This window comes from Streptomyces vulcanius (assembly GCF_042653945.1).
GTDB lineage: Bacteria > Actinomycetota > Actinomycetes > Streptomycetales > Streptomycetaceae > Streptomyces > Streptomyces mangrovi.
Genome location: NZ_JBHSFK010000027.1, coordinates 40,700 through 60,757, shown reverse-complemented (window position 1 = coordinate 60,757; position 20,058 = coordinate 40,700). Strand labels below are relative to the sequence as shown.

20 protein-coding genes are annotated in these 20,058 nt (G+C 70.5%); 4 read left to right on the top strand and 16 right to left on the bottom strand.

Features of this window, described 5'->3' with window-relative positions:
* Positions 1-174 precede the first annotated feature (174 nt).
* A complete protein-coding gene (bldD, locus tag ACFPIH_RS34510; protein WP_009313753.1) occupies positions 175-675 on the top strand; it encodes a transcriptional regulator BldD in 501 nt (166 codons plus the stop codon).
* Positions 676-892: 217 nt separating this feature from the next.
* Here bldD and nusB read toward each other — a convergent pair whose 3' ends face one another.
* The 16 genes from nusB to ACFPIH_RS34430 all read right to left on the bottom strand — a co-directional run bounded on the left by nusB (position 893) and on the right by ACFPIH_RS34430 (position 16,983).
* Positions 893-1,321 carry a transcription antitermination factor NusB gene (gene nusB, locus ACFPIH_RS34505; RefSeq protein WP_381181401.1) on the bottom strand — a complete coding sequence of 143 codons (429 nt, stop codon included), beginning with the start codon at positions 1,319-1,321 and terminating at the stop codon, positions 893-895.
* 2 nt (positions 1,322-1,323) lie between these two features.
* Complete coding sequence (gene efp / locus ACFPIH_RS34500) at positions 1,324-1,890, bottom strand: elongation factor P (protein ID WP_381181403.1); 567 nt, start codon at positions 1,888-1,890, stop codon at positions 1,324-1,326.
* A gap of 54 nt (positions 1,891-1,944) precedes the next feature.
* Positions 1,945-3,051, bottom strand: a complete 1,107-nt coding sequence (locus tag ACFPIH_RS34495) for an aminopeptidase P family protein (RefSeq protein WP_381181405.1) — start codon at positions 3,049-3,051, stop codon at positions 1,945-1,947.
* Between the two features lie 69 nt (positions 3,052-3,120).
* Positions 3,121-3,999, bottom strand: coding sequence for a Pro-rich N-terminal domain-containing protein (locus tag ACFPIH_RS34490; protein ID WP_381181407.1), 879 nt, complete (start codon positions 3,997-3,999; stop codon positions 3,121-3,123).
* 169 nt (positions 4,000-4,168) lie between these two features.
* Positions 4,169-5,263, bottom strand: a complete 1,095-nt coding sequence (gene aroB / locus ACFPIH_RS34485; protein ID WP_381181409.1) for a 3-dehydroquinate synthase — start codon at positions 5,261-5,263, stop codon at positions 4,169-4,171.
* Positions 5,260-5,775 (bottom strand): shikimate kinase, encoded by a 516-nt coding sequence (locus ACFPIH_RS34480; protein ID WP_381181411.1) that lies wholly within the window; start codon positions 5,773-5,775, stop codon positions 5,260-5,262. The genes aroB and ACFPIH_RS34480 overlap by 4 nt, the downstream gene beginning before the upstream one ends.
* The gene (gene aroC / locus ACFPIH_RS34475) at positions 5,772-6,956 is read right to left on the bottom strand and encodes a chorismate synthase (protein ID WP_381181413.1); all 1,185 of its coding nucleotides are present in this window, start codon (positions 6,954-6,956) and stop codon (positions 5,772-5,774) included. Before aroC ends, ACFPIH_RS34480 begins: the two co-directional genes overlap by 4 nt.
* A gap of 172 nt (positions 6,957-7,128) precedes the next feature.
* Complete coding sequence (locus ACFPIH_RS34470; protein WP_381181415.1) at positions 7,129-7,968, bottom strand: shikimate dehydrogenase; 840 nt, start codon at positions 7,966-7,968, stop codon at positions 7,129-7,131.
* The gene (gene mltG, locus ACFPIH_RS34465; protein WP_381181417.1) at positions 7,949-9,772 is read right to left on the bottom strand and encodes an endolytic transglycosylase MltG; all 1,824 of its coding nucleotides are present in this window, start codon (positions 9,770-9,772) and stop codon (positions 7,949-7,951) included. The genes ACFPIH_RS34470 and mltG overlap by 20 nt, the downstream gene beginning before the upstream one ends.
* A 123-nt stretch (positions 9,773-9,895) precedes the next feature.
* A complete protein-coding gene (gene ruvX / locus ACFPIH_RS34460; protein WP_381181419.1) occupies positions 9,896-10,360 on the bottom strand; it encodes a Holliday junction resolvase RuvX in 465 nt (154 codons plus the stop codon).
* Between the two features lie 8 nt (positions 10,361-10,368).
* A complete protein-coding gene (gene alaS, locus ACFPIH_RS34455) occupies positions 10,369-13,041 on the bottom strand; it encodes an alanine--tRNA ligase (RefSeq protein ID WP_381181421.1) in 2,673 nt (890 codons plus the stop codon).
* Complete coding sequence (locus ACFPIH_RS34450; protein ID WP_381181423.1) at positions 13,041-13,385, bottom strand: hypothetical protein; 345 nt, start codon at positions 13,383-13,385, stop codon at positions 13,041-13,043. The genes alaS and ACFPIH_RS34450 overlap by 1 nt, the downstream gene beginning before the upstream one ends.
* 9 nt (positions 13,386-13,394) lie before the next feature.
* Positions 13,395-13,832 (bottom strand): DUF948 domain-containing protein, encoded by a 438-nt coding sequence (locus tag ACFPIH_RS34445; RefSeq protein WP_381181425.1) that lies wholly within the window; start codon positions 13,830-13,832, stop codon positions 13,395-13,397.
* Positions 13,833-14,000: 168 nt separating this feature from the next.
* Entirely contained in the window at positions 14,001-14,615 is a 615-nt protein-coding gene (gene rpsD / locus ACFPIH_RS34440; protein WP_381181427.1) for a 30S ribosomal protein S4, read from the bottom strand.
* A gap of 306 nt (positions 14,616-14,921) precedes the next feature.
* Positions 14,922-16,277 carry a replication-associated recombination protein A gene (locus ACFPIH_RS34435; RefSeq protein WP_381181429.1) on the bottom strand — a complete coding sequence of 452 codons (1,356 nt, stop codon included), beginning with the start codon at positions 16,275-16,277 and terminating at the stop codon, positions 14,922-14,924.
* A gap of 43 nt (positions 16,278-16,320) precedes the next feature.
* Positions 16,321-16,983 (bottom strand): vitamin K epoxide reductase family protein, encoded by a 663-nt coding sequence (locus ACFPIH_RS34430; RefSeq protein WP_381181430.1) that lies wholly within the window; start codon positions 16,981-16,983, stop codon positions 16,321-16,323.
* Between the two features lie 145 nt (positions 16,984-17,128).
* Between ACFPIH_RS34430 and ACFPIH_RS34425 the strand changes: the two genes are divergently transcribed.
* The 3 genes from ACFPIH_RS34425 to ACFPIH_RS34415 are packed head-to-tail and all read left to right on the top strand — an operon-like array spanning position 17,129 to position 20,054.
* A complete protein-coding gene (locus ACFPIH_RS34425) occupies positions 17,129-17,995 on the top strand; it encodes an ABC transporter ATP-binding protein (RefSeq protein ID WP_381181432.1) in 867 nt (288 codons plus the stop codon).
* Positions 17,992-18,849 (top strand): ABC transporter permease, encoded by an 858-nt coding sequence (locus ACFPIH_RS34420; protein ID WP_381181434.1) that lies wholly within the window; start codon positions 17,992-17,994, stop codon positions 18,847-18,849. The genes ACFPIH_RS34425 and ACFPIH_RS34420 overlap by 4 nt, the downstream gene beginning before the upstream one ends.
* Entirely contained in the window at positions 18,846-20,054 is a 1,209-nt protein-coding gene (locus ACFPIH_RS34415; protein ID WP_381181436.1) for a sensor histidine kinase, read from the top strand. The genes ACFPIH_RS34420 and ACFPIH_RS34415 overlap by 4 nt, the downstream gene beginning before the upstream one ends.
* Positions 20,055-20,058 lie beyond the last annotated feature (4 nt).

Genomic DNA, 20,058 nt, shown 5'->3' with positions numbered 1-20,058 from the left:
GCGGACCGCCCGGCATCACCCCCTTGGCGTAATCGGCCATCGATACCACGGAAGAGTCGGTGTGGACCATTCGGCTTGACGCAGAAGAATCACGCTGCGTAACCTCACAATGAGTTACCAGCCGCGCGGCATGGAACCAAAGCCAGTAGCGTCGACCCAGTGCCGGGGAGCTATATGTCCAGCGAATACGCCAAACAGCTCGGGGCCAAGCTCCGGGCGATCCGCACCCAGCAGGGCCTTTCCCTCCACGGTGTCGAGGAGAAGTCCCAGGGACGCTGGAAGGCGGTCGTGGTCGGTTCGTACGAGCGCGGCGACCGCGCCGTGACCGTGCAGCGCCTTGCCGAGCTGGCGGATTTCTACGGCGTCCCCGTCCAGGAGCTGCTGCCGGGCACCACCCCGGGCGGGGCGGCCGAGCCCCCGCCGAAGCTGGTCCTGGACCTGGAGCGGCTGGCCCACGTTCCGGTCGAGAAGGCGGGACCCCTGCAGCGCTACGCGGCGACGATCCAGTCGCAGCGCGGTGACTACAACGGCAAGGTGCTGTCGATCCGCCAGGACGACCTGCGCACTCTCGCGGTGATCTACGACCAGTCCCCCTCGGTCCTCACCGAGCAGCTGATCAGCTGGGGCGTGCTGGATGCGGACGCGCGTCGCGCGGTGTCCCACGAGGAGAGCTAGCCGCTCCGCCGCTTCAGCAGAAACGTGCCGCCGGGGTGGCCCGAACCTGACCGTTCGGGCCACCCCGGCTTTCTGTTGCAACGCCGGAGGGCCCACAGCGTGCGCTGTGGGCCCTCCGGCGAGGTCGCCCCCCTCAGGGGCGCGGGGAACTGCGCGACAAGCCACAGGCGGCCCGCAGGCCACGTACGACCCCAGTCCCCGGCTTCTTCCGGCGGAGCTACTCCCGGCGGAGCGACGGCTTGAGCTCCTTGAGCCGGGCCAGCAGGCCGTTGACGAACGACGGCGAGTCGTCCGTGGAGAACTCCTTCGCCAGCTGCACCATCTCGTCGATGACGACGGCGTCCGGGGTCTCGTCGGCCCAGATCAGCTCGTACGCGCCGAGCCGCAGGATGTTGCGGTCGACGACTGGCATCCGGTCGAGCGTCCAGCCCACGGAGTACTGGGAGAGCAGCTCGTCGATGCGCTTCGCGTGCCCCGAGTAGCCTTCGACCAGCTGCATCGTGAACTCGCTGACCGGCGGCTGCCGGGTGTCGCTCCGGGAGAGCCGCACCCAGTCCGCGAGGACCGTCAGGACGTCGACCCCGCGTTGGTCGCCCTCGAAGAGGATCTGGAAGGCGCGCTTGCGGGCCGTGTTGCGAGCAGCCACGGTTAGCTGTTCACCCGGCCGAGGTAGTCGCTGGTGCGGGTGTCGACCTTGATCTTCTCTCCGGTGGTGATGAAGAGCGGGACCTGGATCTGGTAACCGGTCTCCAGGGTGGCGGGCTTGGTGCCACCGGTGGAGCGGTCGCCCTGGAGGCCCGGCTCGGTCTCGGCGATGACCAGCTCGACGGCGGCCGGCAGCTCGACGAAGAGCACCTCGCCCTCGTGCTGCGCGACGACCGCGGTGAAGCCCTCGATCAGGAAGTTCGCGGCGTCGCCGACGGCCTTGGGGTCGATCATCAGCTGGTCGTAGGTCTCCATGTCCATGAAGACGAAGTACTCGCCGTCCTTGTACGAGAACTGCATGTCCCGCTTGTCGACGGTGGCCGTCTCGACCTTGACGCCGGCGTTGAAGGTCTTGTCGACCACCTTGCCGGAGAGCACGTTCTTGAGCTTGGTGCGCACGAAGGCCGGGCCCTTGCCGGGCTTGACGTGCTGGAACTCGACGACGGACCAGAGCTGGCCGCCTTCGAGCTTGAGCACCAGGCCGTTCTTGAGGTCGTTCGTGGAAGCCACGGTTGCGGAATCTCCTGGACTGACGTGGACGACCCCGGGGGCACGCACCTTTGCCTAGAGTGCGAGCAGCTCCTTGGTCGTGATGGTGAGTAGCTCGGGTCCGCCGTCCGCCTCGGGGCGTACGACGAGCGTGTCATCGATCCGGACACCGCCCCGGCCCGGGAGGTGGACCCCCGGTTCGACGGTGACCGGCACGCAGGCGTCCAGTTTACCCATGGCCGCGGGGGCCAACTGCGGGTCCTCGTCGATTTCGAGCCCGACACCGTGCCCCGAGAGGGCCGGGAGGTGCTCCGCGTACCCCGCGGAGTCCAGGACCTGACGTGCCGCGCGGTCCACGTCGCGGTACGCGGCCCCGGGGGCCAGCGCCTCCCGTGCGGCGCGCTGGGCGGCGAAGACCAGGTCGTACAGCTCGATCTGCCAGTCCGCGGGCGAGGTCCCGATGACGAAGGTGCGGCCGATCTCGCAGCGGTAGCCGTGGTAGTTCGCGCCCAGGCAGACGGAGAGGAAGTCGCCCTCCTCGACCCGGCGGTCGGTGGGCCGGTGTCCGCGCCGGCCGGCGTTGGGGCCGGTGGCGACGGAGGTGGCGAAGGCGGGGCCGTCGGCGCCGTGGTCGACGAGCCGCCGCTCCAGTTCCAGCGCGAGGTGGCGTTCGGTGCGGCCGACGAGGATCGACTCCAGCAGCTCGCCCAGGGCCTGGTCGGTGATCTCGGCGCCGATGCGGAGGCAGGAGATCTCCTCCTCGTCCTTCACGACCCTGAGCTGTTCGACGGTCGTGCCGAGGTCCGCGACGCGCAGCCGGGGGGCGACCGAGTGGAGTTGCCGGTGGCGGGCCACGGTGAGGTGGTGCTCCTCGATCGCGAGGGAGTCTCCGCCCTGGGCCTTGAGCAGGTCGGCGGCGGCCACCGCGGGGTCGCCGCCGGCGCGCGGCAGGGCGTGGACGAGAAGGCTGTCGTCCGGCCGGCCCTCGGTGGGGCGGTCGTCGGGCGGGCCCGGACAGACGAGGAGGTCCTCCTGCGTGCCCAGGAGCAGGACGGCGCCGTGCGGGGCCGCGCCTGCGAGGTATCTCACGTTGGCGGGGCTGGTGATGAGTGCGGCTGTGGTGCCGCTTGCGTTGCAGCGGTCCCTCAGTCGTGTGCGGCGCGACGCGTACACCTCGGACATGAGTCGAGCGTATGAGTCGAGCGGGATTTGTGCCGGTTGGGAGGGGCCGAGTGGGGTTGTCCGCCCCCGTTACCACTTCGGCGGGCTCGTGATCGCCCTGGCCAGGACGTCGTCCAGGATCCTGGCCGTGGACGGGACGTCCAGGGCCGAGTTGTCGATGATCGGGAGGCCCGAGCCGTACCAGCCGGCCATGCGGCCGTGGATGCGGGCGACCTCCTCGTCGGTGAGGCGGCGGTTGCCCGAGCGTTCGGCGTTGCGTTCCAGGACGACTTCCAGGCCGGGGAGGAGGACGACCGGGAGGAGGCCGGGACCCACGTGCCGTTTCCAGCCGCCGAGGCCGACGACCGGGCGGTCCGGGAAGATCGCGTCGTCGAGGATGCAGGAGATGCCGTTGGCCAGGAAGTTGCGGGCGGCGAAGCCGCAGGTGCGGCGGGCCAGGCGGTACTGCGCCTCGGAGTGGTCGTTCCAGCCGCGCTGGGGGTCGGCGAAGCCCGAGCGGACCCATTCGCGTACGTCGTCGAGGCTTATGTGGGCGGTGGGCACCCGGCGGTGCTCGGCCCAGAACTTGGCGACGCTGGTCTTTCCGGCGCCTGCGGGGCCGATGAGGAGGACCGCGAGGGTGGTGGTCGTCGGATCGGGCGCGGCCTGGGCCGGCGGGACGGGCGGCATCGCGACGGGGCCGCCGGGTGGCAGCGGGACATGTCCGGTGGCATCGGTGGCGGGCTGGGCCGGAGCGTGCTGCGGGGCCGGGGGCGGCGGCACGGGCGGGACCGGCGGCTGCGGAGCGGGCGGGACCGGGCCCGAGGGGGCGCCGAGGTAGCCCGGCCGCTGCTGGGGCGCGCTGCCCGGCTGGTAAGGGCCCGGGTGTCGCGCGGCCGGCGACCAGCCGTCGGCCGGACCGTGCCCCTGGTGGGGCGGCGGCAGCGGAGAACCCACTGCGTGCTGCATCCGGTGCCACTCCGTCTCGTACAGGCGATGGGCGCTGGGTGGTCGGGGCGTGATCCCCTTCTTTCGCTACTGAACGGTACCGCCCCTGACCGTCGTTTGGTGAACGGCCCGGGGCGGTCCGAAGTGCCCGCTGTGGAAGGCGAATCGGGCGGAAGGGAGCGTCTCGGACCTACTGGCCCACTTCGCCGTACGCGGCGAGCAGAACGGCCGGGTCGGGGCCCTCCAGGACGGTCGGCTTGGCGAGGCCGTCCAGGACGATGAAGCGCAGCAGGTTTCCCCGCGACTTCTTGTCCACCTTCATGGCCTCGAGGAGCTTGGGCCACTGGTCGTGGCGGTAGTGGAGGGGAAGTCCGACCGATTCGAGGACCGTGCGGTGGCGGTCGGCGGTCGCGTCGTCCAGCCGGCCGGCCAGACGGCCCAGTTCGGCGGCGAAGTGCATGCCGACGGATACGGCGGCGCCGTGGCGCCACTTGTAGCGCTCGTTCTTCTCGATGGCGTGCGCGAGGGTGTGGCCGTAGTTGAGGATCTCCCGCAGGCCCGACTCCTTCAGGTCCGAGGAGACGACGTCCGCCTTGACCCTGATGGAGCGCTCGATGAGTTCGGCGGTGTGCGGGCCCGCCGGGGTGCGGGCGGCCTCGGGGTCGGCCTCGATCAGGTCGAGGATGACGGGGTCGGCGATGAAGCCCGCCTTGATGACCTCGGCGAGTCCGGAGACGTAGTCGTTGACCGGGAGGGAGTCCAGCGCGGCCAGGTCGCACAGGACGCCGGCCGGCGGGTGGAAGGCGCCGACGAGGTTCTTGCCCTCGGCGGTGTTGATGCCGGTCTTGCCGCCCACGGCCGCGTCGACCATGGCGAGCACGGTCGTCGGTACGGCGATCCAGCGCACCCCGCGCAGCCAGGTCGCCGCGACGAAGCCGGCGAGGTCGGTGGTCGCGCCGCCGCCCACGCCCACCACGACGTCGGTGCGGGTGAAACCGGACTGGCCCAGCGCCTTCCAGCAGTACGCGGCGACCTCGGCGGTCTTGGCCTCCTCCGCGTTGGGCACCTGGATGGCGACCGCCTCGTAGCCCTGCCCGGCCAGGTCGGCGCGGAGCGCGTCCCCGGTCTCGGCGAGCGCCTCGGGGTGGATCACGGCGACCCGCTTGGCCTTCTCGCCGATGAGACCGGCGAGTTCGGACAGCAGCCGACGTCCGATCAGGACCTCGTACGGCTCGCTGCCCGCGCTGCCGCCGACCCTGATCCGGGTCACTGACTCGCTGCTCATGCTTCCTTCAACTCCAGTGCGTCCAGGGCGGCCCGGGTGACCTCTTCGGGCGTACGGCCGTCGGTCGGTACGACTGCGGTGGCGATGCCCTCGTACAGATGGCGGCGGGCCTCCATCAGCTCGCGCCACTGCTTGCGCGGGTTGACCGCGAGGAGGGGGCGGGCCGCGTTGAGGCCGGTGCGCTTGACGGCCTCGTCGACGTCCATCGAGAGATAGACCACACGCCGTCCGGTCAGCAGGTCGCGTGTCCCCGCGTCGAGGACGGAACCGCCGCCGAGGGCAAGGACGCCCGTGTGCTCGGCGAGCGCGCGCTCCACCGCCCGCTTCTCGACCGCGCGGAACGTCTCCTCGCCCTCGTCGACGAAGATCTCCGCGATGCTGCGGCCCTGCCCGGCGACGATGTCCTCGTCGGTGTCGCGGTAGCCCACGCCCAGCCGCTCGGCCAGCAGCCGCCCGACGGTGGACTTGCCCACGCCCATCGGGCCGACCAGGACGACCAGTGGCCCGCTCATCGGATGCTGAGGTTGTCGAGGTACGACCGGACGTTGCGGCGGGTCTCGGGGACGCTGTCGCCACCGAACTTCTCCGCCACCGCGTCCGCCAGGACGAGGGCCACCATCGCCTCGGCGACGATGCCGGCCGCCGGCACCGCGCACACGTCCGAGCGCTGGTGGTGCGCCTGGGTGGCCTCGCCGGTGGACACGTCCACGGTCCGCAGGGCGCGCGGCACGGTCGCGATCGGCTTCATCGCCGCCCGTACGCGCAGCAGCTCGCCGGTGGTCAGTCCGCCCTCGGTGCCGCCGGAGCGGCCGGTGGAGCGGCGGATGCCCTCGGGTGTGGTGACGATCTCGTCGTGCGCCCTGGAGCCCGGCACGCGCGCGAGGCCGAAGCCGTCGCCGACCTCGACGCCCTTGATCGCCTGGATGCCCATCAGGGCGGCGGCCAGCCGGGCGTCCAGCCGGCGGTCCCAGTGCACATGCGAACCGAGGCCGACCGGAACGTCGTAGGCGAGCACCTCGACGACCCCGCCGAGGGTGTCGCCGTCCTTGTGGGCCTGGTCGATCTCCGCGACCATCGCCTTCGACGCGTCCGCGTCCAGGCAGCGCACCGGATCCGCGTCGAGCTTCTCGACATCGGCGGGGGCCGGGTACACGCCGTAGGGCGCCTTCGCCCCGGCCAGCTCGACCACGTGCGAGACGATCTCGATACCGGCCGTCTCCTTCAGGAACGACCTCGCCACCGCACCCAGCGCCACCCGGGCGGCCGTCTCGCGGGCGGAGGCACGCTCCAGGATCGGACGGGCCTCGTCGAAGCCGTACTTCTGCATACCGGCCAGATCGGCGTGGCCGGGACGCGGCCGGGTCAGCGGGGCGTTGCGGGCCAGCCCCGCCAGAACCTCCGGGTCGACCGGGTCGGCGGCCATGACCTGCTCCCACTTCGGCCACTCGGTGTTGCCCACCATGACCGCCACCGGAGAACCGAGCGTCAGACCGTGCCGGACACCGCCGAGGAAGGTCACCTCGTCACGCTCGAACTTCATCCGCGCGCCGCGTCCGTAGCCGAGCCGGCGTCGCGCGAGGTGGTCGGCCACCATCTCCGTGGTGATCGGCACGCCGGCGGGAAGGCCCTCCAGCGTCGCGACAAGTGCGGGACCGTGGGACTCCCCCGCGGTCAGCCAACGCAGCCTGCTCAACGATGCTCCTCAGTGCTCGCGCCCTGGTACTGCCTACGCGCGTCCTCGCGTACGTCGTCGGCGGACCGGGTGCGCGGCTCCGGCCAGCCACCTTCGATCCTCCCACGTCCGCCCACCGCCCCCGGCCGCCGGTCCACCAGCCGGACGGGACAGCGCCGTACGCGAGTCCCGTCTAACGGGTGGAGAGGGCGTGTTCGCCCGCCTTGCGCATCGCCTCCAGGGGGGCCGGGGCGCTACCGGTCATCTGTTCGACCTGGAGCACCGCCTGGTGCACCAGCAGGTCCAGCCCGCTGACTACGGCGCCGCCGAACATGGACCAGCGGGCGGCCAGCTCGGTCGGCCACGGGTCGTAGAGGACGTCGAAGAGAGTCGCGGGCCGCTCCGGCACCGAGGCGGCGAGGGCGTCGGTCGCCCCGGCCGGGGTGGTCGCGACGACGAGCGGGAAGCGCAGGGCGTCGGCGGCCTCGGCCCAGTCGGCGATCCGGACGTCGACGTCGAGCCGCTCGCCCCACTCCCGCAGCTCGGCGGCGCGGACCGCGCTGCGGACGTACGCGACGATGTCGCCGGTGCAGATCCGGGCCACGGCGGCCAGCGCGGAGGACGCGGTGGCGCCGGCGCCGAGGATGGCGGCCGAGCCGACCTGTTCGACGCCGTGCTCGCGCAGGGCGGCGACCATCCCGGGGACGTCGGTGTTGTCGCCGACCTTGCGGCCGTCCTCGGTGAACACGACCGTGTTGACCGCCTCGACGGAGGCGGCCGTCTCGCTGATCTCGTCGAGCAGCGGGACGACCGCGCGCTTGAGCGGCATGGTGAGGGACAACCCCGCCCACTCCGGCCCGAGTTCCGCGAAGAACCCGGGCAGGCCGGCCTCGTCGACCTCGAAGCGGTCGTACGTCCACCCGGTGAGCCCCAGCGCCTCGTACGCGGCGCGGTGCAGCGCCGGGGAGAGGGAGTGGGCGATGGGCGAACCGAGCACGGCGGCCCGGCGGACGTCAGTTGCCCGAACTCTCATTGAATTTGTCCTTGAGCTTCTGGAACTGCTCGTGCGTCTTGGCGAATTCGGTCTTGCTCACGCCGTCGGTCGCCACGAAGTAGTACCAGCCGTCGTCGGTCGGATCCAGTGTCGCCTTGATCGCCACATCGCCCGGGTTTCCGATCGGACCGGGCGGCAGACCCTTGTTCGTGTACGTGTTGTACGGATCCTTGTTGCTGGTGATCTCGGCCTCGCTGATATTGATCTTGCTCTCGCCCTGCAGGTAATTGAAGGTCGAGTCGAACTGCAGGAATCCATAGGTCTGGGGATTCGCGAGATCCAGGCGGTTGTAGACGACCTCGGCCATCTTGCGGTAGTCGTCCTCCGTCTTGCCCTCGGCCTGGACGAGGCTCGCGACCGTGAGGAGCTGCAGCGGGTTGTCGAGTTTGAAATTCTCGGCCTTGCCCTCGAGGTCGTACTTCTTGTACGCGGTATCGGCGCGCGCGACCATCGCCTTCAGGATGGACTCGGGCTTCATGCCCTTGGCCGCGGGATAGGTGCCCGGGAAGAGGAAACCCTCCAGCGGGTCCTTGATCTCCTTGTTGTCGTTCGCCCAGTCCGGCAGCCCGAGGTTCTTGTAGTCCTTCTCGGCGATTTTCCGGGTGGCACCGGCGGAAAGGCCGAGTTTCGCGTCGATGCGCTTGTAGACCTCCACATTGCGCTGGCCTTCCGCGACCACCACGTTCGCCTGGCTGGTCGGGTCGAGCATCATATCGACCGCGCTTTTCGCGGACATCTCCTTCTTGAGGACATAGGCGCCCGCCTGGATGCTGCCCGCCCGGGAGTTGCTCGTGAACGCGGACACGAACGCGTCGACGCTCTTGACCACCCCGGCCTTCTTCAGCTCTCGCCCGATGGCGGCGCCACCCGCGCCCTTGGGGATCTCGACGCTCACGGTGCTGGTGCCGCCGCCCGAGTAGTCCGGAGCCGTGCTGTAACGATTCTGGTAGAAGTGGTAGCCGACATACCCGACTCCACCGATACCGCTGACGAACACCAGTGCGACTATCAGGCAGGCGCAGCCGTTGCGGCTCTTCTTCTTGCCCTTGGCGGTCTTGCCGCCTTCGACACCGCCCCTGCCGCCCCGGCCCCGTCGGCCGCCGCGCCCCTCGGGATCGTCGTCGTCCTCGTCCGACCCGTCGTCCGGGCTCCCGCCTCCGCCGTCCGCGAAAAAGGGGTGCTCGTCCTGTTGTTCGGGGCCGGGATCCCAGTCGATCCTCTCGTCGGGCTTCTGCTCGGACTCCGACTCCGGCTCCGGCAGCGTCTCCGACTCCGGTTCGGCGCGCCGCCGGGCGGGCGGCTCAGGCGGCGGATAGGCGTCCGGGGTGCCGTAGAAGTCCGGCTGCTGCGCGCCGTACGCGGCGGCCTGCTGCCCGTAGGGGTCACCAGGGTCGGCGGCGTACGGAACGTGCGCGGCCGTTCCGGTCCCGTCCCAGCCGCCCTCGTGGTAGCCCTGCTGCCCCTGTTGGGCGTACCGCTGGTCGTACTGCTGCGGGTCGTACTGCTGTTGCTCGTACTGCTGTTGCTCGTACTGGTGACCGTACTGCTGCTGGTGGTACTGCTGCTGGTCATACTGCTGCGGGTCGTACTGCTGCGCCTGTCCGTCGGTCCAGTCGCCGTACTCCTGCTGCTGCGACTGCTGCGGGTAGTGGTGGTGCTGCGGCTGGCCGCCGTAGGCAGGCTGGCCCTGGTGGGCCTGCTGCCCGTCCCATCCGGGCTCCCCGTACAACGGGTCCTCCGGATGCCACGGTTCGGAGCCTGGGCCCCGGCCATACTCAGTCATCGATCCCCTAGAGCCGCGAGGCGGCGATCACGCGGCCTTCCCAGGTCCGTCACCGTTCCGCCTCTCTCTGTGCGGCGGCTGTTCGAACACCGCCGCATCGCGCGGAACGTTACCGTATCGCGATCAGATGACCACTTCGACGCCCTCGCCCGGTGCTGTACCTGACACCCGTTCGGATTCGAGGGCCTGCTGAAGGATGATCACAGCGGCTGCCTGGTCGACCACCGACCGGCCCTTCTTCGCGTTCACCCCCGCCGCACGCAGGCCCTGACTGGCCGTCACGGTCGTCATCCGCTCGTCGATCAGCCGTACGGAAACGGGCGCGATGCCCTTGGCCAGCTCCTGGGCGAAGGCGCGGACCTTGACCGCGGCCGGGCCCTCGCCCCCCTTGAGGGAGCGAGGGAGACCGACGACGACCTCGATCGGCTCGTACTCCTCGACCAGTTGCCGCAGCCTGCGGTGAGCGGCCGGGATGTCCCGGCCGGGGACCGTCTCGACCGGGGTGGCGAGGATCCCGTCGGGGTCGCACGAGGCGACCCCGATCCGGGCGTCCCCGACGTCGATCGCGAGCCGCCTGCCGCGCCTCATGCCGGCGCTCACTTGGCCGTTTCCGCCACGAGCCGTTCGACGGCGCCGACGGCCTCGCCGATGGCGGCCGGGTCCTGGCCGCCGCCCTGGGCGACGTCCGGCTTGCCGCCACCGCCGCCGCCGAGGGTCTTGGCGGCCGTGCGGACCAGGTCACCGGCCTTGAGACCGCGCTCGCGGGCGGCCTCGTTGGTGGCGATCACCGTCAGCGGCTTGCCGTTCACCGTCGTGAAGAGAGCGACGACGACGGCCCGGCCGCCCTGGATACGGCCACGCACGTCGAGGACCAGCTTGCGCAGGTCGTCGGCGGTGGTGCCGTCCGGAACCTGCCCGGTGACCAGGGCGATGCCCCGGACGTCCTGGGCGGACGCGGCGAGCCCGGCGGCGGCCTGAAGGACCTTCTCGGCGCGGAACTTCTCGATCTCCTTCTCGGCGTCCTTCAGCTTGCCGAGCATGGTGGAAACCTTCTCCGGGAGCTCCTCCGGACGGCCCTTGATCAGCTCCTGGAGCTGGGCGACGACCGTGTGCTCACGGGCGAGGAAGTTGTAGGCGTCGACGCCGACCAGGGCCTCGATACGGCGCACACCGGAGCCGATCGACGACTCGCCGAGCAGCTTCACCAGGCCCAGCTGGGAGGTGTTGTGCACGTGCGTGCCGCCGCACAGCTCCTTGGAGAAGTCGCCGATGGTCACCACGCGGACCCGCTCGCCGTACTTCTCGCCGAACTCGGCGATGGCGCCCTGCTTCTTGGCCTCGTCGATACCCATGACATCGGCGCGCACGTCGAGGTCGCGGGCGAGCACCTCGTTGATCTTCTGCTCGACGTCGGTCATCACGGCCGTCGGAACGGCGGACGGGGAGCCGAAGTCGAAGCGGAAGCGGCCGGGCTGGTTCTCGGAACCGGCCTGGGCGGCCGTCGGGCCGAGGGCGTCGCGCAGGGCCTGGTGGGTGAGGTGGGTGGCGGAGTGGGCGCGGGCGATGGCCGTGCGGCGACGGGAGTCGATCGTGGCGTGGACCAGGTCGCCGACGGTCACCTCGCCGACCTGGACGACGCCCTTGTGGACGTAGACGCCCGGGACCGGCTTCTGGGTGTCGCGGATCTCGACGACGGCGCCGGAGCCCACCTTGATCCGGCCGGTGTCGCCGATCTGGCCGCCGCCCTCGGCGTAGAACGGGGTGCGGTCGAGGACGATCTCGACCTCGTCGCCCTCGGTGGCGGCCGGCGAGGAGACACCGTCGACGAGGATGCCGACGACCGTGGACTCGCCCTCGGTGTCCCCGTAGCCGATGAACTCGGTCTCGCCGGCCTTGTCGGCGATCTCGCGGTAGGCGCCGGTGCCGGCGTGGCCGGTCTTCTTGGCCTGGGCGTCGGCCTTGGCGCGCTCCCGCTGTTCCTTCATCAGCCGCCGGAAGCCGTCCTCGTCCACGGACAGCCCCTGCTCGGCGGCCATCTCCAGGGTGAGGTCGATCGGGAAGCCCCAGGTGTCGTGGAGCAGGAAGGCCTTGTCGCCGGCGAGGACCGTGCCGCCGGACTGCTTGGTCTCGGTGACGGCGGTGTCGAGGATGTTGGTGCCGGCCCGCAGCGTCTTGAGGAAGGCGTTCTCCTCGGCGACGGCGACCTTCTCGATGCGCTCGCGGTCGGTGACCAGCTCGGGGTACTGCTGGCCCATCATGGCGATGACGGTGTCGATGAGGTCCTTGACGACCGGTCCGGTGGCGCCGAGGAGGCGCATGTTGCGGATGGCGCGGCGCATGATGCGGCGCAGGACGTAGCCGCGGCCCTCGTTGCCGGGGGTTACGCCGTCGCCGATGAGCATCACCGACGTCCGCATGTGGTCGGTGACCACGCGCAGGGAGACGTCCGAGTCGTGGGCGTCGCCGTAGGCCACACCGGTCAGCTCGGTGGCCTTGTCGATGACGGCCATGGAGGTGTCGATCTCGTACATGTTCTGCACACCCTGCAGAATCATGGCGAGGCGCTCCATGCCCAGGCCCGTGTCGATGTTCTTGCTCGGCAGGTCGCCGAGGATCTCGAAGTTGTCCTTGCCGATGCCCTCGCCGCGCTCGTACTGCATGAAGACGAGGTTCCAGATCTCCACGTACCGCTCGTCGTTGACGGCGGGGCCGCCCTCGACGCCGAACTCGGGGCCGCGGTCGTAGTTGATCTCGGAACAGGGGCCGCAGGGTCCGGGGACACCCATGGACCAGTAGTTGTCCTTCATGCCGAGGCGCTGGATGCGCTCCTTGGGCACGCCGACGACGTCGTGCCAGATGCGCTCGGCCTCGTCGTCGTCCAGGTAGACGGTGATCCAGAGCCGCTCCGGATCCAGGCCGTAACCACCCTTGTCCTGGGGGCTGGTGAGCAGCTCCCAGGCGTACTTGATGGCGCCTTCCTTGAAGTAGTCGCCGAAGGAGAAGTTGCCGCACATCTGGAAGAACGTGCCGTGGCGGGTGGTCTTGCCGACCTCTTCGATGTCGGGCGTGCGGACGCACTTCTGCACGCTGGTGGCGCGCGACCACGGCGGCTTGACCTCACCGAGGAAGTACGGCTTGAAGGGGACCATTCCGGCCGGGACAAGGAGCAGAGTCGGGTCGTCCGCGATGAGCGACGCCGAAGGGACGACGGTGTGCCCGCGCTCCTCGTAGAAGCTCAGCCAGCGGCGGCGAATCTCGGCCGACTCCATCAGTGGTCCTCATTCCGGTCGTACGGGTACGTCGTGGTCCGCTCGTACCTCGTGGGCGTGCTGTTCTCGATGGCGGCGAACCGCCGGGGCGCGGGGAGTTCGGGGTCCTCCTGGATGCCGAGCGCGTCCTCGAGTTCCGCCTCCCGCCGCTCCATGTTGTCGCGGACGTCGAGGGCGAAGCCGACCGCGCGGTCCTTGAGGCGGGCTCCCGTCTCGAGCGCCTTGTTGGCCGCGGTCGCGGCGAGGTTCTCGGGGGTCAGCTGCTTCAGCTTGCGGTTGACCTTGGTGGTGGCCCACACTCCGGCGGCGACGCCTGTGGTGAACCAGAAGGTACGGCGGAACATGGCTGGCTCTCAGTCCCTCTTTCCACGGGCTTTCCGCTTCTCCCGCCGGGAGACCGTGCGGCCCACGATGACGGTACGCCGGGGCTCCCTGGCGGGCGCGTCGTCCTTGCGGCCGAGGGCGCGGCGGACGCCGTAGCCGAAGGCCGCGACCTTCACCAGGGGGCCGCCGAAGGTGGAGGCGACGGTCGTCGAGAGCGCGGAGGCGTTCGACGTGACCTCCTGGACGTCGGAGGCGATCGCGTCGACCCGGTCGATCTGGGTCTGCGCGGAACGCACCGCCGCGGAGGCGTCGGCGAGCAGCGGGACGGCCTGGTCGGTCACGTCCGCGACCAGCTTGGTGGTCGCCCTGAGCGTCTGGGCCAGCCTCGCCAGCGCGACGGCGAGGAAGGAGACCAGGATCGCCCAGAAGACGGCCACCAGGATCCCGGCTACCTCTCCTCCGGACACCTGGCACCTCTCATTGCAGTGATGTCACCTATTTCTGACGCTGAGCCTATCGCGCCGGACACAGCGCTCCGTACCGCATTTCGGGTGTGCGAAAGCCCGCCGCCCTCCCGCCCCGAAGGGCGAGTGGACGACGGGCCGAGGCGCGGAAGTACCGCGGCCGCCGAAGGATCAGCGGGCGTAGTACTCGACGACCAGCTGCTCGTCGCAGATGACCGGGACTTCCTTGCGGTTCGGCTCGCGGTCCAGGCGGAACGCCAGGGCGCGGAGGTTCACCTGCAGGTAGCGCGGGGTCTCGCCGTCGGGGGCGAAGCCGCCCTCACGGGCGATGGTGAAGAGGGTCTTCTCGCGGCTGCGCTCGCGGACCATCACGACGTCGTCGGGACGGACGCGGAACGACGGCTTGTCGACCTTCTGGCCGTTGACCTCGATGTGGCCGTGCACGACCATCTGACGGGCCTGGTAGATGGTGCGGGCGATGCCCGAACGCAGGACCAGGGCGTCGAGACGGCGCTCGAGCTCGACGATCAGGGCCTCACCGGTCTTGCCCTGCACCTTGGAGGCACGCTCGTAGGCGCGGACGAGCTGGCGCTCGGAGAGGTCGTACTGCGCGCGCAGACGCTGCTTCTCCAGCAGACGGACCTTGTAGTCCGAGTTCTGCTTGCGGCCACGGCCGTGCTCACCCGGCGGGTAGGGGCGGGCCTCGAAGTACTTGACGGCCTTCGGGGTCAGCGCGATGCCGAGGGCACGCGACTTCTTGACCTTGGGGCGGGACTGGTTCGCCACTGTCCTATCTCATTTCCTTGATTCCGGCTTGTCAGGGTTGAGGGAGGTCGCAATCCGCAGCCGGGGATTCCCGCCGGTCCCGTTGCCGGGCCTGGTGGGCAGCCGTTCCCCTGGTCTGGGCACATATGTGCAGCACGCGAGTGGCCCACCGCCCCTCCCGGAACTCCGGGTGGTGGTGGGCTGCCCGCGACACCGGTCGACGGTGCGCGACGCTCCTGGAGCCGGTCCACGAGGGACCGGATCTCCGGCTGGCTGTCCCGCTCTGACTGCGCGGGACTCAGCACTCCGACGGATTCTACAGGGTGGTCAGGACCGCTTTCGACCGAGGTGCTTCCTGGTCCACTCCACCGCGTCCGCGTACCGCGCCTCCGCGCCGTGCCGGGTGGGGGTGTAGTACTCACGGTCCTTGATCGCGTCGGGTGCGTACTGCTGCTCGGCGATGCCCTCCGGCAGGTCGTGCGGGTATGTGTACCCCTGCGCGTGGCCGAGCTTGGCGGCGCCCTTGTAGTGCCCGTCGCGCAGATGCGGCGGCACGGGCCCGGCCAGCCCCTTCCGTACGTCGTCCAGGGCGGCGCCGATCGCGGTGGTCGCGGCGTTGGACTTGGGGGCCAGGGCGAGGGCGATGGTCACGTGACTGAGGGTCAGCGCGGCCTCGGGGAAGCCGATCATGGCGACGGCCTGGGCGGCGGCGACGGCTGTCGGCAGGGCGTGCGGATCGGCCAGGCCGATGTCCTCGCTGGCGGAGATCATCAGCCGGCGGGCGATGAACCGGGGGTCCTCGCCGGCCTCGATCATGCGGGCCAGGTAGTGCAGCGCGGCGTCCACATCCGATCCCCGGATGGACTTGATGAGGGCGCTGGCGACGTCGTAGTGCTGGTCGCCGTCGCGGTCGTACTTGACCGCCGCGCGGTCGACGGTCTGCTCCAGGGTCTGGAGGCTGATCTCGCCCTCTTCCTGGTCGAGGGCGGCCCCGGCGGCGGCCTCCAGGGCGGTCAGGGCGCGGCGGGCGTCGCCGCCGGAGATGCGCAGGAGGTGGGCCTCGGTGTCCTCGGGGAGGGTGACGGAGCCCTTGAGGCCGCGGTCGTCGGTGAGGGCCCGGTGGAGCAGACCGCGCAGGTCGTCGTCGGTGAGGGGTTCGAGGGTGAGCAGGAGGGAGCGGGAGAGCAGGGGGGAGATGACGGAGAAGTACGGGTTCTCCGTGGTCGCCGCGATCAGGGTCACCCAGCGGTTCTCGACGGCGGGCAGCAGGGAGTCCTGCTGGGCCTTGCTGAAGCGGTGGATCTCGTCGAGGAAGAGGACGGTCTCCTTGCCGTAGCCACCGGTGGCGCGGCGGGCGCCGTCGATGACCGCGCGGACCTCCTTGACGCCGGCGGTGATCGCGGAGAGCTCCACGAACCGCTTGTTCGTCGCCTTCGAGACGACGTACGCCAGGGTGGTCTTGCCGGTGCCGGGCGGGCCCCAGAGGATCACCGAGGAGGGTCCGGCCGGGCCCTTGGCGCCCTCGCCGACCAGGCGGCGCAGGGGGGAGCCGGGTTTCAGCAGGTGCTGCTGGCCCGCCACCTCGTCGAGGGTGCGCGGGCGCATCCGGACCGCCAGGGGGCTCCCTGCGGGGTCCTTCTCCTGGCGGTCTTCCGCCGCGGCGGTGAACAGGTCGGGCTCCACACCGAAACCCTAAGTCACACCGCTGACAATCCCCTCAAGGGCGTCAGCTGGTCCAGAACTCCCACCAGCGGGTCAGCACCAGCATGCCGATGATCCCGATGTGCAGCACCGGCAGGACCCAGGTGAACTCGCCGAAGAAGCTCTTCAGCCAGCCCGGGGCGGGCAGGAAGTTGTTACGGATGTTGAAGGAGGTCACGTACCAGAACATGATGATCGTGGCGACCCAGGCCAGCGAGCACCACAGGCACAGGGCGTTGATCCGGTACAGCGACTGGAACTGCAGCCAGGTGCAGAATCCGACGCCGAAGAGCGTGCCGAAGTTGAAGGTGAGCCAGTACCAGCGCGGGAAGCGGGCGCGGGCCAGCAGGCTCATGCCGACGCAGATGACGATGCCGTAGCAGACCAGGCCGAGCATCGGGTTGGGGAAGCCGAAGGCGGCGGCCTGCTTGGACTCCATCACGCTGCCGCAGGAGACGACGGGGTTCAGGCTGCAGCCGGGGGTGAAGGTCGTGCCCGCGACCTTGGCCTCGAGCAGTTTGAACTTGTCGATCGTGATGACCCAGGCGGCGAGCAGACCGGCCGCGCCGGTGATCAGCAGCAGGATCGCGAACGCACGGCTGGCGCCCGCCGTCCGGGGCTCGGCTGTGGCGACGCTCTCGGGCTCCTCGGACTCCGTGGAGACGTCTTTGACTGTCGTCTTGCTCATCACGCCAATTCCGTCGTTTGAGAGTTGGACCGTCTTCGGGCAGGGGCCATTCTGCCGCACCGAGACGGCTGTCCACCGTTCGGTGGACATAAGGAGGTACGCCCGGTCGTCCCGGTGCGTTCGGTTCCGGCCGACCCTCTGACTCATGACAACACACGCGAACGAACTCGCGGTGGACGTTCGGGGGCTGCGCAAGCGGTACGGGGACGTGACCGCGGTGGACGGCGTCGACCTGGGGATCCGCGCGGGCGAGGTGTTCGGGCTGCTCGGCCCGAACGGCGCCGGCAAGAGCACCACGGTGGAGATCCTCCAGGGGCACCGCGACCGGGACGGGGGCGAGGTCCGGGTGCTGGGCGCGGATCCCGCGACGGGCACGCGTGCGTGGCGTTCACGTGTCGGAATCGTCTGGCAGGACGAATCCGCGCCCGCCGAGTTGACGGTCCGCGAGACCGTGCGGCATTTCGCGCGCTACTACCCGAGGCCGCGCGACCCCGAGGACGTGATCGGGCTGGTGGGTCTGGAGGCGAAGGCGGACAGCCGTACGAAGACGCTCTCCGGCGGCCAGCGCCGCCGGCTGGACGTGGCCCTGGGCGTGATCGGCGACCCGGACCTGCTGCTCCTCGACGAGCCGACGACCGGTTTCGACCCGGCGGCCCGGCGCCAGTTCTGGGACCTGATCCGCACGCTCGCCCAGGAGGGCACGACCATCCTGCTCACCACGCACTACCTGGAGGAGGCGGAGGCGCTCGCCGACCGGCTCGCGGTGATCGCCCGCGGCCGGGTGGTCGCCGAGGGCGAGCCGGCCGCCCTGCGGGAGCGGTACGGCACCGGCGCGACGGTCGCCTGGACGGAACCCGACGGCACCGCGCGCACCACGCACACCGACACCCCCACGCGCACGGTCGCCGAGCTGACGCAGCGCTTCGACGGTGAGATCCCGGGGCTCACGGTGACCCGCCCCACCCTGGAGGACGTCTATCTCCGCCTGACCGGCCAGGAGGACGCGCGATGACGACTGCCCCGACGACTCCGACGGCACGGACCACCGCGGGGGCCACGTCCGCGCGCCTGCCGGGGGCCTGGACACTGGGCCTGCACCGGGGCGCCCTCGAACTGAAGCAGTTCTTCCGCCAGCGCGACCAGGTGGTGTTCACCTTCGCCTTCCCGGTGGTGTTCCTGTTCCTGTTCGCGTCGATCTTCCGCGACGACGTCGAGGGCGCGGGCATCACGGCCTCGCAGCTCTACGTCCCGGCGATGATGGCCGCCGGCATCATGTCGACGAGCTTCCAGTCCCTGGGCATCTCCATCGCGATCGAACGCGACGAGAAGGTGCTGCGGCGGCTGCGCGGCACCCCGATGCCCCCGGCGGCCTATTTCCTCGGCAAGATCTGGCTGGTTCTGGTCACCGGCGCGGTGGAGACGGCCGTACTGCTCCTGGTGGGCACCACCCTGTACGACGTCGACCTGCCGTCCTCGGCGGCCCACTGGTTCGACTTCGCGTGGATCTTCGTCCTGGGCCTCACGGCCTGTGCGCTGCTGGGCATCGCGATCAGCTCGGTCCCGAAGTCCGGGCGCAGCGCGACCTCGGTGGTCGTACTCCCCTTCCTGGTCCTGCAGTTCATCTCCGGGGTGTACATCTCGATCGACACCATCCCGGACTGGATGCTGAACATCGGTGCCCTGTTCCCGCTGAAATGGATGTGCCAGGGTCTGCGCGGGGTGTTCCTGCCGGACTCGGCACGGGTCCTGGAGCAGGCGGGAAGCTGGGAGTCGGGGCGCGTGGCCCTGGTCCTGGCGGCGTGGTGCGTCGGAGGATTGGTGCTGTGTCTGCTGACCTTCCGGTGGAAGAACCGGCGCGATGGATGACCGCACGGACCGGGGCAGGCCCGCACATCTGGGACGGCTCCTTCCGGCTCTGGGACGTGTACTTCGCGCTGGTCTGGCTGGCCACCCTGGTGACCGTGCTCGGCACGGACCGCCCCGGATGGCCGGTCCGCGCGGTCGCGGCCGGACTGCTGGTGCTGCTGGCGCCGTGGTACGTCGCGGTGGGGCGCCCTCTGCTGGTGGGCGAACCGGTGCCCGACGACCCCAGGGCGCTGCGCTATCTCATCGGTGAGATGGCGCTGTTCCTGCCGTCGGCGGTGCTGGTCGGCGAGACCCGGCTGATGACGTTCGCCCTGGTCCCGCAGTGCTTCATGACGATGAGAGTGCCCCGGGCGCTGATCGCGGTCGCGGTGATCAACATCGCGCCGGTGGTGGGCTGGGTCCTGCTGTGGTGGCCCAGCGGCCGGGAGGTCTTCTTCAACTCCCTGTTCGCCGTCGTCAGCCTGGTCTTCTCGGCGGCCGTCGGCAGCTGGGTCATCCAGATCATCGAGCAGAGCAGGGAGCGGGCGGACCTGATCGCCGAGCTGGACGCCAGCCGCAGCGAGGTGGCACGGCTCTCGGCGGCGCACGGCGCGCTCGCGGAGCGGGAGCGGATGGCCCGCGAGATCCACGACACCCTGGCGCAGGGCTTCACCAGCCTGCTGATGCTGACCCAGGCGGTGGAGGCGGAGCTGGCCACGGACGTCGCCGAGGCCCGTCGCCATCTGCGTCTGATGGACGAGACCGCCCGCCAGAACCTGGCCGAGGCGCGTGCGCTGGTGGCCGGGGGAGCGCCGGCCGACCTCGCGGGAACGTCGTTGCCGGACGCGCTGGGCCGGCTGGCCGACCGGCACGGGGCGGCGCTGGACCTCTGCGGCCCGGTACGGGCGCTGCCGGCCGGGCGGGAGGTGGTGGCCCTGCGCGCCTGTCAGGAGGCGCTGACCAACGCCCGCCGCCACGCGGGCAGTTCGGCACAGGTGACGATCCGCGTGCGGTACGACGAGGAGGGTCTGACCGTCTCCGTCCAGGACGACGGCTGCGGCTTCGACCCCTCCGTCGCCGACGGCTATGGTCTGGCGGGCCTGCGGGCGCGCGCCGCGGAGGTCGGCGGTAAGGCCCGGGTGGACAGCGCCCCCGGCACGGGCACGACGGTGACCGTCCGGCTGCCGGTGTCCGCCGGCGTGAGGAGTGAGAGTGAGGCCCCGTGACCGA

What these genes read in the sequence shown, in the direction of transcription:
- bldD (WP_009313753.1), top strand. Translation starts at nt 175, where the DNA reads ATGTCCAGCGAATACGCCAAACAGCTCGGGGCCAAGCTCCGGGCGATC.
- ACFPIH_RS34495 (WP_381181405.1), bottom strand. Translation starts at nt 3,051, where the DNA reads ATGTCCGAGGTGTACGCGTCGCGCCGCACACGACTGAGGGACCGCTGC.
- ACFPIH_RS34490 (WP_381181407.1), bottom strand. Translation starts at nt 3,999, where the DNA reads ATGCAGCACGCAGTGGGTTCTCCGCTGCCGCCGCCCCACCAGGGGCAC.
- aroB (WP_381181409.1), bottom strand. Translation starts at nt 5,263, where the DNA reads ATGAGCAGCGAGTCAGTGACCCGGATCAGGGTCGGCGGCAGCGCGGGC.
- ACFPIH_RS34480 (WP_381181411.1), bottom strand. Translation starts at nt 5,775, where the DNA reads ATGAGCGGGCCACTGGTCGTCCTGGTCGGCCCGATGGGCGTGGGCAAG.
- ACFPIH_RS34470 (WP_381181415.1), bottom strand. Translation starts at nt 7,968, where the DNA reads ATGAGAGTTCGGGCAACTGACGTCCGCCGGGCCGCCGTGCTCGGTTCG.
- mltG (WP_381181417.1), bottom strand. Translation starts at nt 9,772, where the DNA reads ATGACTGAGTATGGCCGGGGCCCAGGCTCCGAACCGTGGCATCCGGAG.
- ruvX (WP_381181419.1), bottom strand. Translation starts at nt 10,360, where the DNA reads ATGAGGCGCGGCAGGCGGCTCGCGATCGACGTCGGGGACGCCCGGATC.
- alaS (WP_381181421.1), bottom strand. Translation starts at nt 13,041, where the DNA reads ATGGAGTCGGCCGAGATTCGCCGCCGCTGGCTGAGCTTCTACGAGGAG.
- ACFPIH_RS34450 (WP_381181423.1), bottom strand. Translation starts at nt 13,385, where the DNA reads ATGTTCCGCCGTACCTTCTGGTTCACCACAGGCGTCGCCGCCGGAGTG.
- ACFPIH_RS34430 (WP_381181430.1), bottom strand. Translation starts at nt 16,983, where the DNA reads ATGAGCAAGACGACAGTCAAAGACGTCTCCACGGAGTCCGAGGAGCCC.
- ACFPIH_RS34425 (WP_381181432.1), top strand. Translation starts at nt 17,129, where the DNA reads ATGACAACACACGCGAACGAACTCGCGGTGGACGTTCGGGGGCTGCGC.
- ACFPIH_RS34420 (WP_381181434.1), top strand. Translation starts at nt 17,992, where the DNA reads ATGACGACTGCCCCGACGACTCCGACGGCACGGACCACCGCGGGGGCC.
- ACFPIH_RS34415 (WP_381181436.1), top strand. Translation starts at nt 18,846, where the DNA reads ATGACCGCACGGACCGGGGCAGGCCCGCACATCTGGGACGGCTCCTTC.